Origin of the sequence: Mesorhizobium sp. M0184, from assembly GCF_040322215.1 — a bacterium.
Classification (GTDB): Bacteria; Pseudomonadota; Alphaproteobacteria; order Rhizobiales; family Rhizobiaceae; genus Mesorhizobium.
Window position 1 is genome coordinate 16,084 of sequence record NZ_JAMYSZ010000049.1, and the last position, 12,365, is coordinate 28,448.

A 12,365-nucleotide genomic window follows, 5' to 3' on the forward strand; every position below is an offset into this window, starting at 1 on the left:
CGTCGTGATCTGCCTATTTGGCCTTCTCGATCTGGCCGCGGATCTCGCCGTCCGCGTGGGCCGCGGTGTGGATGTTGACGTAATATTTGCCAGCCTCAAGATCGGTGGCCTGGGCATCAGTCAATGTCGCCGAACCCTTGATCGGGCTCTTCAGCTTGCCTTCGAACGGCACCACCGGATCGGCGTTTTGACCCTTTGCCGCCGGGCCGTGAATGTGTGCGGCCTTCGCCGGCCCGCTGAGGCCGGAATATCTCACGGTCCAGCTGAGTTTCTTGGTGGCGGTGTTGAACCTGAGCGTGGCGGTGCCCTTGCCCTTCGTGGTGACGGGCGGGTTCTGCTCAGCGCCATTGAGCGTCGCCGTCATCTTTACGGTTTCGGCCAGAGCCGGTGACACCGAGAAGATGGCTGCAGAAATGGCCAGCGCCGAAAGCATCGGCGTGAAGGACTGGATGCGCATGGAAACCTCCGTTGTGGCACCTTTGAAGCGGATGCATCGGCACAACGATTTTGCGAGCGGATGTTTCCGCCGGTAACGTTCATTTTACATCCCACTAAAAAGGGGCGGTCGCCCGCCCCTTCCGCTACAAGCCAGTTTGACAGCCCTATTTGATGGCCTTGTCGGTGATCGCCGTCGTGTAGGCGCCGGTAGGCTCCTTGCTGATGATCTTCTGGTCGAGCAGCGCCTTGGCGGTGCGTTCGTAGGTCGCCGGATCGAGCTTGCCATCGGCATTGTCGATCAGCTTGGCGACTTCGCCCATCATGCGCTTCTGGTGGTTCTCGTCCTGGCCGCCATTATCCATGACGATGCCGGCCGCTTCGTCGGAATTGTCGACGGCGTATTTCCAACCCTTCATCGAAGCGCGCACGAAACGCACCATCTTGTCCTCGAAGGCCGGATCCTTGAGCTTGTCCTCCAGGGCATAGAGCCCGTCTTCGAGCAGATCGTTGCCCATGGCGGAATAGTTGAAGACGGTCAGCTCTTCCGGCTTGTAGCCGGCGTCGATGAGCTGCCAGTACTCGTTATAGGTCATGACCGAAATGCAATCCGCCTGCTTCTGGATCAGCGGCTGCACGTCAAAGCTCTGCTTGAGCACGGTGACGCCGTCCGGCCCGCCATCGGTCTTGAGGCCAAGCTTGTTCATCCAGGCATAGAACGGATACTCGTTGCCGAAGAACCAGACGCCGAGCGTGTGGCCCTTGAAGTCGGCTTCCGTCTTGATCGGACCGTCCTTCGGGCAGACCAGCTCCATGCCGGCCTTCTTGAACGGCTGGGCGATGTTGACCAGCGGCACGCCCTTCTCGCGCGCAGCCAGCGCACCGCCCATCCAGTCGACGATGACGTCGGCGCCGCCGCCGGCAATAACCTGCTCCGGTGCAATGTCCGGTCCGCCGGGCTTGATGTCGACGTCGAGGCCCTCGGCGTCATAGAAGCCCTTGGCCTTGGCGACATAATAGCCGGCGAACTGTGCCTGGGTGACCCATTTCAGCTGCAGCATCACCTTGTCCGCGGCCATCGCCTGGAACGCGGCAAGCGACATCGCGCCGGCCAGCATCGAAACAACAAGTCTTTTCATGTTTTTACCCTCTGAAGTTAGCGCCCTAAACCCACCGCCCCTATCCACCACGGACAGAGGGATGCCAAAACGTGACTGCTCTCTCGAAAAGAGCGACCACGCCATAAAAGACCGAACCCGCAAGTGCTGCAACTGCGATTTCCGCCCACACCATGTCGATGTTCATCCGCCCGACTTCCGTCGAAATGCGGAATCCCATGCCGACCACCGGCGTGCCGAAGAACTCGGCGACGATGGCGCCGATCAGCGCCAGCGTCGAATTGATCTTCAACGCGTTGAAGATGAAGGGTGCCGCCGCCGGCAGCCGCAGCTTGAACAGCGTCTGCCAGTAGCTCGAGGCATAGGTGCGCATCAGGTCGCGCTCCATATGGCCGGAGGCGGCAAGCCCGGCGACGGTGTTCACCAGCATCGGGAAGAAGGTCATGATGATGACCACCGCTGCCTTCGACTGCCAGTCGAAGCCGAACCACATGACCATGATCGGCGCGACGCCGATGATCGGCAGCGCCGACACCATATTGCCGATCGGCAAAAGCCCGCGCCGCAGGAACGGCACGCGGTCGGCGGCGATGGCAACGAGGAAGCCGGCGCTGCTCCCCACCACATAGCCGAAGATAACCGCCTTGAAGATGGTCTGCCTGACATCGGCCCCCAGCACCGGCAGCGAGCCGACGATGCGTGCACCGATGGCGCTTGGCGGCGGCAACAGGATGAAGGGAATGCCGGCACCCCGCGTCACCGCCTCCCAGATGATCAGGATCCAGGCGCCGAAGATGGCCGGAATGATCAGGCGCAGGGCGGTTGACGCCCAGCGCGATGTCGGGCGAAACGACGACAAGACCGTTACGCAGCGCCAGGCCAGAAACCACGCCGCGACGAGCAGCAGATAGAAGGATGCGCGAGCGCTGCCCTCATTGCCGGTTATGCCGGCGAGCAGCATCCACGCTGCACCATGCGCGCCAAGGAACAGCAACACCAGCCCGATCATCGGTGGAAAGTTGTCGGCCTCGATTGCCACGAGCAGCAAAATGAAAATCAAAACCGCAGTTGCCATGCCGTAACCGGGCGTAGCACTGACGAGCGGCCAAAGAAGCAGCGCGCCGGCAAGCAGGACAAGCGCGGCATACCCCTGCCAGCATCGAGGCGTGATTGAGGAAAGGCTCAGGATGGAGCTCATGCCGGCCTCCCGCCCATGGCGCGGTCGACAAGGCGCCCGGCGATGCCGACGACCATCACCAGCAGCGCCGCGACCACCGACCCGGCAACCAGAGCCGACCAGATGTCGATGGTCTGGCTGTAGTAGGCGCCGGCGAGCAATTTGGCGCCGATGCCGGCGACGGCGCCGGTCGGCAACTCGCCGACGATGGCGCCGACCAGGCTGGCGGCCACCGCCACCTTCATCGAGGTGAACAGGAACGGCACCGAAGCCGGCACACGCAATTTCCAGAAGGTCTGCGAGGCACTGGCATTATAGGTGTGCATCAGGTCGAGATGGGTGAGCTCGGGCGAGCGCAGTCCCTTCACCATGCCGACCGCCACCGGGAAGAACGACAGATAGGTCGAGATCAGCGCCTTCGGGATAAGCCCGGTGATGCCGACCGCCGCCAGCACGACGATGATCATCGGCGCCACCGCCAGGATCGGAATGGTCTGCGAGGCGATGATCCACGGCATCAGACTGCGGTCGAGCGTCGCCACATGCACGATGCCGACGGCGATGACGATGCCGAGCGCCGTGCCGAAAGCAAAGCCGAGCAGCGTCGACGACAGCGTCACCCAGGCATTGTAGACCAGGCTGCGGTTCGAGGTGATGCTACGCAGAAAGGTGTTTTCGAAAAAATTCACCGCCACCTGATGCGGCGCCGGCAGCGTCGGCTTCGGCTGTACCAGCGTCTTGCCGATGAATTCCACAATACCCGGCGTCTGATTGGCGCGGCGGTCGAGATCGCGCTGGAACGGCGCGTTGAGGATGACAGCCATAACGTACCAGACGACGACGACGCCCAGGAGGATCGAGGTCACCGGAACGATCTTGTCGCGAAACGAGTCCATCTAGCAGGCCTCGCCGGGTAAACGCCCTCCTCTCCCCAACGGGGAGAGGGTGGCCGGAGCGAAGCGGAGGCCGGGTGAGGGTGACCGCGCTTTTGTCATCCTAGGGCGGAACCGCCGCGAAGCGGCGTGCGTATCGGGAGCGCCCAACCACGCTTTCGTCATCCTAGGGCGAAGCAAGGAGCGAAGCGACGCGGCGCAGACCCTAGGATCCATGCCGTAACCTCCCCGCTCCGCAACGGTGCTGAAAATGGCTCCCTCCACACCGCTCTGCCCGGCGAATATTCTGAACCGCTTGGGCCTTTCGGCTAATGTCACGGCATGGATCCTAGGGTCTGCGCACGCCGCTTCGCGGCGGCTCCGCCCTAGGATGACGAAGGCATTGTTGACCGCTCCCTCGCGGGGCGGAGGTACCTCCTGCGTTGAACGCGCAAGCCCGTCGCGCGCGCCCTCAATCATCATAGCTGTGCCCCGCCCTCAGCCCGTCCCGCACGCGTGCCGCGATCGCCAGGAACTCCGGCGTCTCGCGGATATCGAGCGGCCGCTTTTTCGGCAGCGTCGATTCTATGACGTCGCTGACACGCCCCGGGCGCGGCGACATGACGACGATGCGCGTCGACAGATAGACCGCCTCAGGGATCGAATGGGTGACGAAGCAGATGGTCTTGTTGGTCCGCTCCCAAAGCTCCAGCAGCTGTTCGTTGAGGTGATCGCGCACGATCTCGTCCAGCGCGCCGAACGGCTCGTCCATCAACAAAAGGTCGGCGTCGAAAGCGAGCGCCCGCGCGATCGAGGCGCGCTGCTGCATGCCGCCCGAAAGCTGCCAGGGGTATTTCTTCTCGAAGCCGCTGAGGTTGACAAGGTCGAGGGTTCGCTTGATGCGCGCCGCCTGCTCCGCCCTGGACAGGCCCATGATCTCCAGCGGCAGTGCCACATTGCGCTCGATCGTGCGCCACGGATAAAGTGCGGCCGCCTGGAAGACATAGCCATAGGCGCGGCTCTGGCGCGCCTGCTCGGGCGTCATGCCGTTGACGGAGATGGCTCCCGATGTCGGCTTCTCCAGATCGGCGATGACGCGCAGCAAGGTCGTCTTGCCGCAGCCGGAGGGCCCGATGAAGGACACGAATTCCCCCTTGCCGATGGTCAGGTCGACATTCGACAGCGCCTGCACCGGACCATCATTGGTCTGGAAGGTCAGGCCAAGCTTGCTTGCCGAAACAACGGCTGGCGATACTCCCGTCATCGGCCATAGCCTGTCGCTTCCGGCCACTGCGGCGCCGGCCGGAATCCCATTGATTTTACCCTGATGTTGCTTTCCACTCGCCCAGTCCTACTCGCCCCAGTTTTACTCGCCCCAGTTTTACGCGCCCCAGTTCTACGCGCCCCAGTTCTACGCGCCCTTGTCCCATCAGATAGACGCCCGGAGTTGCCCCGATGTCGCCCAAACCGACTTGCCATCTTATCCGCCCTGAAAGCTCTTATGAAGGCAAGCAGGGCCTGAGTTATTTCGCCGGTATCGCCGCCGAAACAGTCGGCTCGTCCGGCATCTGCATGCATCTGCTGACCATGCCGCCGGGTGCCCGCGCCAAGGCGCATATGCACGAAAACCATGAAACCGCGATCTATGTGCTCTCCGGCGAAGTCCATACCTGGTATGGCGACCGGCTCGAACAGCATATCGTGGTCAAGGCCGGCGATCTTTTCTATATTCCCCCCGGCGTGCCGCATCTGCCGGCCAATCTGAGCGACGGCCCCGCCTCGGCCGTCATTGCCCGCACCGATCCCAACGAACAGGAAAGCGTCGTCCTGCTGCCGGAACTGGACGGGTTGGTCGCCTGACGCCGGCATCGAGGCAGCGGTCGTCATCGGCACCGTCACGAACATGATTTCAGCGGCCCTATCTCCTCAAGGCCGGGAATGGTCACGAAGAAACCGTCCCCTCCTCTGTTGATGACCTTGACGACATCCGTGGTCGTGCCCTCCTCGCCCTCGGCGAAACAGGTGGAGTTCAACAACTGGGTGCCAGGCATCGTCGTCAATCGCTGTGCGAACTCGCAGCCGCTGCCATAGGTTTCGACGCCGTCGGCGGTCAGCACGACATAATCGTCGCTGTCCTGATAACCGAGCCGTACGCCAGCGCAACCGACCTCATTGCCATAGGAGCCGGCAAGGACGTCAGCCGCCGCCAGCCCGGCGGCAAGGATCACCGCGGCCATTGAGATAATCGCTCCGTGGCTCCCCAAGCTCAAACGCCCGTCGCCGGGATGCCTGTACGTTCCACCTTGCGCGGCGCGGAAATCTCCTTCCAGGTCGACAGGGCCCGGTTGACCGCCGCGTTCGGCTCGCGAGCGACGAACTCGCCATGGCCGGGCTTCGCCTTGACCTCGTTTTCCTCGATCGACAGTTCGCCGCGCGAGAAGACGAAGCGCGGCAGGCCGGTTACCTCAAAACCTTCGAAGACATTGTAGTCGATCACCGATTGCTGCTTCTTGGCCGTGATCTTCTTCTTGCGCTTCGGATCCCAGACGAGGATGTCGGCATCCGCGCCTTCGACGATGGCGCCCTTCTTCGGATACATGTTGAGGATCTTGGCGATGTTGGTCGAGGTCACCGCGACAAACTCGTTCATCGTCAGCCGGCCTGTGTTGACGCCGGCGGTCCACAGCATCGGCAAGCGGTCCTCGAGCCCGCCCGTGCCGTTCGGGATCTTGGTGAAGTCGCCGACGCCGTTGCGCTTTTGTTTGGTGGTGAAGGCACAATGGTCGGTCGCCACCACTTGCAGCGACCCGGCCTGCAGGCCGGCCCACAGCGAATCCTGGTGCCATTTGTTGCGGAAGGGCGGGCTCATGACACGCCGCGCCGCATGATCCCAGTCCTTGTTGAAATATTCGCTCTCGTCCAGCGTCAGGTGCTGGATCAGCGGCTCGCCGAATACCCGCATGCCTTTCTGCCGCGCCCGGCGGATGGCCTCGTGCGCCTGCTCGCAGGAGACATGCACGACATAGAGCGGCACACCGGCCATGTCGGCGATCATGATGGCGCGGTTGGTCGCCTCGCCTTCCACTTCCGGCGGACGCGAATAGGCGTGCCCTTCGGGGCCACTATTGCCCGCCGCCAGCAGCTTCTGCGACAGCGCCGCCACCACGTCGCCATTCTCGGCATGGACCAGCGGCAGCGCGCCAAGATCAGCGCAGCGCTGGAACGACGAATAGAGCTCGTCGTCGTCGACCATCAGCGCGCCCTTGTAGGCCATGAAATGCTTGAACGAGGTAATGCCCCTGTCGACGACGGTGGCCATCTCGTCGAACACCTGCTTGCCCCACCAGGTGATCGCCATGTGGAAGGAATAATCGCAGGACGCCTTCGAGGTCTTGTTGTCCCACATCTGCAGGGCCTCGAGCAGCGACTGCTGCGGCGCTGGCAGGCAGAAATCGACGACCATCGTCGTGCCGCCGGCAAGGGCCGCGCGCGTGCCGGATTCGAAATCGTCGGCCGAATAGGTGCCCATGAACGGCATTTCGAGATGGGTATGCGGGTCGATGCCGCCCGGCATCACATAGCAGCCGCTGGCGTCGAACTCATGGTCGCCATGCAAATCCGAGCCGATGCCGATGATCTTGCCGTGCTTGAACAGCACATCGGCCTTCCACGTCCGGTCGGCGGTGACGACGGTTCCGTTCTTGATGACTTTGGACATTTTCTTGTTCCCTTGTTTCGTTCGCGCTTCTTTATGAGCGCCTTGCTTGATCAGGTCGGTTCAGCGTCGAGGAACCCTGAACGGCCTCTACATGACTCCAACTTCCCGCAATATCTCCTCGACGCAACCATCGAAGGAATTTGCCAAGTCTCCAGTCGAAAACCTGAGCACACGATAGCCCTGTCGGCCAAACCATGCATCGCGTATGCGGTCCTTCTCCATTTGCTCCGGCGTAAAGTGATGCTCTCCATCCACCTCGATGACGAGGTTCTTCTCGTGCAGAACGAAGTCCGCAATATAAGGCCCAATCGGCGCCTGCTTCCTTGCATGTAACCCGTAGAGGCGACGGAACTCCTTCAGCTCGGACCAGAGCTTACGCTCGCCCTCTGTCATGTTCCGGCGCAACATTCTTGCACGCTTGACGGCGGCTGGATCGATCGCGGTCGGTGCCAAGACGAGTACCCCCACCCTCAATCCCTCCTCACAAGGGGGAGGGAGGCTTGGTGCCGCGCTGTCACAGATGAACCCATCAAAGCTTTCGCCATAGAAAAAGGCGTCGGCATTGCTAGTCCTCCCCTTGTGGCAGGGCAATCACATTTGGATTCTTACGAAGATGGACCCCCACCCTAACCCTCCCCACAAGGGGGAGGGAATGCTGCCGCGCGCCCTTACTTCCCCTTTTGGCGCCGAAAGGCAGGCAATTTGCCGAGGTCAGCGCCAACGGAAGTCTCCCTCCCCCTTGTGGGGAGGGGTTAGGGGTGGGGGTACGGCGCCAACATCTCACCCCACAATCTCCGCCGTGTCCACCACCGCATGGAACAGCACGTCGGCGCCGGCCGCTGCCCATTCCTTGGTGATTTCCTCGGCCTCGTTGTGGCTGAGCCCGTCGACACAGGGGCACATCACCATTGCGGTGGGTGCAACGCGGTTGATCCAGCAGGCGTCATGGCCGGCACCCGAGACGATATTGCGATGCGTATATCCCAGACGCTCCGCCGCATCCTGCACAGCCTTGACGCAGCCCGCGTCGAAGGTGACCGGATCGAAATGGCCGACCTGATCGATCTGATATTTGATGTCGAGCGCGTCGCAGATTGTGTCGATGCCTTCGCGGATGCGGCCGTCCATGGCGTCCAGCACCTCCTTTTCCGGCGAGCGGATGTCGATGGTGAAGACGGTGCGGCCGGCGATGATGTTGCGCGAGTTCGGATAGACCTCCATATGGCCGACCGCGCCGACGGCGTCGGGCTGATAGTCCATGGCGATCTCGTGCACCAATTCGATCACCCGCGCCATGCCGAGCCCGGCATTGCGCCGCTTCGGCATCGGCGTCGAGCCGGTATGCGCCTCCTTGCCGGTCAACGTCACCTGCAGCCATTTCAGTCCCTGGCCATGGGTGACGACACCAATGTCGATGCCCTCGTCCTCGAGGATCGGGCCCTGCTCGATATGCAATTCGAAGAAGGCGTGGATCTTGCGCTCGCCGACTTTCTCAGTGCCCTTCCAGCCGATCCGTTCGAGCTCCTCGCCGAATTTCTTGCCATCCTTGTCGACATGCGAATAAACGTCGGCCTGATCGAGCACGCCGGCGAATACCCCGGACGCCATCATCGCCGGCGCAAAGCGGGCGCCTTCCTCGTTGGTCCAGTTGGTGACGACGATCGGGTGCTTGGTCTTGATGCCGAGATCGTTGAGCGAGCGCACGACCTCCAGGCCGCCGAGCACGCCGAGCACGCCGTCATACTTGCCGCCGGTCGGCTGGGTGTCGAGATGGCTGCCGACATAGACCGGCGGCAGGCTGGGGTCGGTGCCTTCGCGACGGGCAAACATCGTACCCATCTCGTCGACGCCCATTTCGAGCCCCGCCTCATCGCACCAGCGCTTGAACAGATGCCGCCCTTCGCCGTCCTCGTCGGTAACGGTCTGGCGATTGTTGCCGCCGGCAATGCCGGGGCCGATCTTCGCCATCTCCATTATCGAATCCCACAAACGGTCTGAATTGATTCGCAAATTCTCGCCGGGGGCGGCCATATTCTAAAACCTCATTGGTTGTGGCACGCCAGCGTCCCCCTCCCCCTCGAGGGGAGGGTGGCCGCGAAGCGGTCGGGTGGGGTCGGCTGACATGCGCGCGACCTTTTCCTTGACCACCTGTGCGACATGCCAGGCGCTGTTTATGACATCGGGCTCATCGACGCGAAAGATATCGAACCCGAGCGACCGCAGATAGGCATCACGGACGGCGTCGTGCCGTTTGCCCTTCTCCTGTTCGTGCGCGTCTCCATCCACTTCCACCACCAGCTTTACAGCGAGGCAAGCGAAGTCGACGATATAAGGTCCGATCGGGCACTGGCGACGGAACTTGATGCCGGCCGATTTCAATTCGCGCAGTTCATACCACAGCAGGGATTCGCCTTTGGTCGCATGAACTCGAAGCGCGCGCGCCTTTTGGCGCATTTCGAAACTCACGCGGGTCCGGGGCATCACAGGCACCTATGCGGCCGAAGGTCAGGCTGGCGCACTGCCGCACTGACCCCACCCGGCCGCTTCGCGGCCACCCTCCCCTCGAGGGGGAGGGAAAGCTGCACCTGGTTCAATCCACGGCCCTCAGCACTTCGCGCACATGGTCGATCAATTCGTTGATCTGACCCTTGGTGATGATCAGCGGCGGCGATAGCGCGATGATGTCGCCGGTGGTGCGGATCAATGCACCACGCTCGAACGCCTTGACGAAAGCCGAGAAGGCCCGCTTCGTCGGCTGGCCGGCGATCGGCGCCAGCTCGATCGCGCCGATCAGGCCGATGTTTCTGATATCGATGACGTTCGGCTCGCCTTTCAGCGAGTGCAGCGCGTCCTCCCAGTACGGCGCCAGTTCCTCGCCGCGCGTCAGCAGCCCCTCTTCCTTGTAGGTGTCGAGCGTGCCCAACGCCGCCGCGCAGGCGATCGGATTGCCCGAATAGGTGTAGCCGTGGAAGAACTCGATCATGTGCTCGGGCCCGGTCATGAAGGCGTCGTGGATTTCCTTCTTCACGAACACCGCGCCCATCGGGATGACGCCGTTGGAGACGCCTTTGGCGGTGGTCATGATATCCGGCGTGACACCGAAATAGTCGGCGGCAAACGGCGTGCCGAGACGGCCGAAACCGGTGATGACTTCGTCGAAGATCAGCAAGATGCCGTGCTTGGTGCAGATCTCGCGCAGCCTCTGCAGATAGCCCTTCGGCGGCAGGATGACGCCGGTGGAACCGGCCACCGGCTCGACGATGACGGCGGCAATGGTCGAGGCGTCGTGCAGTGCGACGATGCGCTCCAGCTCGTTCGCCAGTTCCGCGCCATGCTCCGGCACGCCCTTGGTGAAAGAGTTCTTTTCCGGCAGATGCGTGTGTGGCATGTGATCGACGCCGCCGAGCAGCGTGCCGAACATCTTGCGGTTGGTGACGATGCCGCCGACCGAGATGCCGCCGAAATTGACGCCGTGATAGCCGCGCTCGCGGCCGATCAGACGGGTGCGCGAGCCCTCGCCTTTGGCGCGGTGATAGGCGATCGCCATCTTCAGCGCCGTTTCGACCGATTCCGATCCGGAATTGGTGAAGAACACATGGTCCATGCCCTTCGGCGCGATGTCGACCAAGCGGTTCGCCAGTTCGAACACGATCGGATGGCCCATCTGGAACGCCGGCGCATAGTCGAGCTCGGCCGCCTGGCTCTGGATCGCCTCGGTGATCTTCGGACGGCAGTGGCCGGCATTGACGCACCACAGCCCGGCGGTGCCGTCGAGCACCTTGCGCCCGTCGCTGGTCGTGTAGTGCATATCCTTGGCCGACACCATCATGCGCGGCGCCTGCTTGAACTGCCGGTTTGCCGTGAACGGCATCCAGAATGCGCTGAGATCGTTCGGCGTGACTTTCAGCCGGTTGGACATGACCAAGACTTCCCCTTGTAACCTGTTTCGGTGCGGCTAACGCCTGGTCGTTCCAACACTTGGTCTTTGCTGTGTTTTCGTGCTACGCAAATTTTTGACCGGTTGGACAAACGTTAGCACCGCCTTATCAGCGGTCAAGGGATTACTAGCGGAAATGCGGCTTTCGAAGTGCGCTCCACAGGGCGGAGAAAAACTGGTCCAGAGAATTGGTCCAGACACTCCTCCCAGCGAAGGTTTTTCGGGGTGACGGGGGCGGTCGAAAGCTCCGCTCCTCGCCGCACCCGCATCCAGCTGGAAAAGCGCGAGCTCATCCTCGAGGCGGCGCTCGAAGTCTTCTCGACCAACGGTTTTCGCGGCTCGACCATCGACCAGATCGCCGAAGCCGCCGGCATGTCGAAGCCGAACCTGCTCTATTATTTCCGCCGTAAGGAGGACATCCACGAGACGCTGATGCAGCGGCTTCTCGACACCTGGCTGGCGCCGCTGCGCGAGCTCGACGACATCGGCGATCCGCTAACCGAACTGCGCAGCTACATCAGGCGCAAGCTCGAAATGGCGCGCGATTTCCCGCGCGAGAGCCGCCTGTTCGCCAACGAGATCCTGCAGGGCGCGCCGCGCATCATGCCGATGCTGGAGGGCGAGTTGAAGACGCTGGTCGACGAGAAAGCCAATGTCATCAAGGGCTGGATGCGCGCCGGCAAGATTGCCCGCACCGACCCCTGGCACCTGATCTTCTCGATCTGGGCGACGACGCAGCATTATGCCGATTTCGACGTGCAGGTGCGCGCCGTGCTCGGCCCCGACCGCGGCGGCGACGGCCGCTTCGAGGATGCCGCAAGGTTTCTCGAGCAACTGTTCATCGACGGGCTGAAGCCGAAGGGCTGAGGCAGCTCGGCTGTCGCAAACCTCCCCCATCGCTTCGTCATCCTGGGGCGCAGCAAGGAGCGGAGCGACGCAGCGCAGACCCCAGGATCCATGCCGTTACGCCAGAACGCCCCTGCGCTGCAGGATTCTGCTCCGCTGCACTCTGCCGTTAAGGTTACGGCATGATGGGGTGGACGGCGCCCGACGGCATCGGATGTGCCAGAATGAGTTCGTTGAGATCTCAAACAAGGGAGCCGTCCGT

13 protein-coding genes are annotated in these 12,365 nt (G+C 62.4%); 2 read left to right on the forward strand and 11 right to left on the reverse strand.

Annotated elements, in window-relative coordinates; genetic code table 11:
• Positions 1-13 precede the first annotated feature (13 nt).
• The 5 genes from NKJ23_RS32025 to NKJ23_RS32045 form a co-directional block, all read right to left on the reverse strand.
• Positions 14-457 (reverse strand): CHRD domain-containing protein, encoded by a 444-nt coding sequence (locus NKJ23_RS32025; protein WP_352684700.1) that lies wholly within the window; start codon positions 455-457, stop codon positions 14-16.
• Between the two features lie 145 nt (positions 458-602).
• Positions 603-1,574, reverse strand: coding sequence for an ABC transporter substrate-binding protein (locus tag NKJ23_RS32030; RefSeq protein WP_352684702.1), 972 nt, complete (start codon positions 1,572-1,574; stop codon positions 603-605).
• A 40-nt stretch (positions 1,575-1,614) separates the two neighbouring features.
• The gene (locus NKJ23_RS32035) at positions 1,615-2,751 is read right to left on the reverse strand and encodes an ABC transporter permease (protein WP_352684704.1); all 1,137 of its coding nucleotides are present in this window, start codon (positions 2,749-2,751) and stop codon (positions 1,615-1,617) included.
• Entirely contained in the window at positions 2,748-3,626 is an 879-nt protein-coding gene (locus tag NKJ23_RS32040) for an ABC transporter permease (RefSeq protein ID WP_352471508.1), read from the reverse strand. Before NKJ23_RS32040 ends, NKJ23_RS32035 begins: the two co-directional genes overlap by 4 nt.
• A gap of 448 nt (positions 3,627-4,074) precedes the next feature.
• Positions 4,075-4,866 carry an ABC transporter ATP-binding protein gene (locus tag NKJ23_RS32045; protein WP_352453396.1) on the reverse strand — a complete coding sequence of 264 codons (792 nt, stop codon included), beginning with the start codon at positions 4,864-4,866 and terminating at the stop codon, positions 4,075-4,077.
• A 191-nt stretch (positions 4,867-5,057) separates the two neighbouring features.
• On the opposite strand from NKJ23_RS32045, the gene NKJ23_RS32050 reads away from it, so the two are divergent.
• Positions 5,058-5,462 (forward strand): cupin domain-containing protein, encoded by a 405-nt coding sequence (locus NKJ23_RS32050; protein ID WP_023675871.1) that lies wholly within the window; start codon positions 5,058-5,060, stop codon positions 5,460-5,462.
• A 35-nt stretch (positions 5,463-5,497) separates the two neighbouring features.
• Here NKJ23_RS32050 and NKJ23_RS32055 read toward each other — a convergent pair whose 3' ends face one another.
• The 6 genes from NKJ23_RS32055 to aptA form a co-directional block, all read right to left on the reverse strand.
• Positions 5,498-5,839: a hypothetical protein gene (locus tag NKJ23_RS32055; RefSeq protein ID WP_352684706.1), complete on the reverse strand. Its 342-nt coding sequence runs from the start codon at positions 5,837-5,839 to the stop codon at positions 5,498-5,500.
• Between the two features lie 29 nt (positions 5,840-5,868).
• Positions 5,869-7,320 (reverse strand): dihydropyrimidinase, encoded by a 1,452-nt coding sequence (gene hydA, locus NKJ23_RS32060; protein ID WP_352684708.1) that lies wholly within the window; start codon positions 7,318-7,320, stop codon positions 5,869-5,871.
• 87 nt (positions 7,321-7,407) lie between these two features.
• Positions 7,408-7,788: an endonuclease domain-containing protein gene (locus NKJ23_RS32065; RefSeq protein ID WP_352684710.1), complete on the reverse strand. Its 381-nt coding sequence runs from the start codon at positions 7,786-7,788 to the stop codon at positions 7,408-7,410.
• 312 nt (positions 7,789-8,100) lie between these two features.
• Positions 8,101-9,351 (reverse strand): Zn-dependent hydrolase, encoded by a 1,251-nt coding sequence (locus NKJ23_RS32070; RefSeq protein ID WP_352684712.1) that lies wholly within the window; start codon positions 9,349-9,351, stop codon positions 8,101-8,103.
• A gap of 3 nt (positions 9,352-9,354) precedes the next feature.
• A complete protein-coding gene (locus tag NKJ23_RS32075) occupies positions 9,355-9,801 on the reverse strand; it encodes an endonuclease domain-containing protein (RefSeq protein WP_352684714.1) in 447 nt (148 codons plus the stop codon).
• A gap of 109 nt (positions 9,802-9,910) precedes the next feature.
• Complete coding sequence (aptA, locus tag NKJ23_RS32080) at positions 9,911-11,239, reverse strand: omega-aminotransferase AptA (RefSeq protein WP_352684716.1); 1,329 nt, start codon at positions 11,237-11,239, stop codon at positions 9,911-9,913.
• 243 nt (positions 11,240-11,482) lie between these two features.
• On the opposite strand from aptA, the gene NKJ23_RS32085 reads away from it, so the two are divergent.
• Positions 11,483-12,124: a TetR family transcriptional regulator C-terminal domain-containing protein gene (locus tag NKJ23_RS32085; protein WP_254819042.1), complete on the forward strand. Its 642-nt coding sequence runs from the start codon at positions 11,483-11,485 to the stop codon at positions 12,122-12,124.
• The last annotated feature ends 241 nt before the right edge of the window (positions 12,125-12,365 follow it).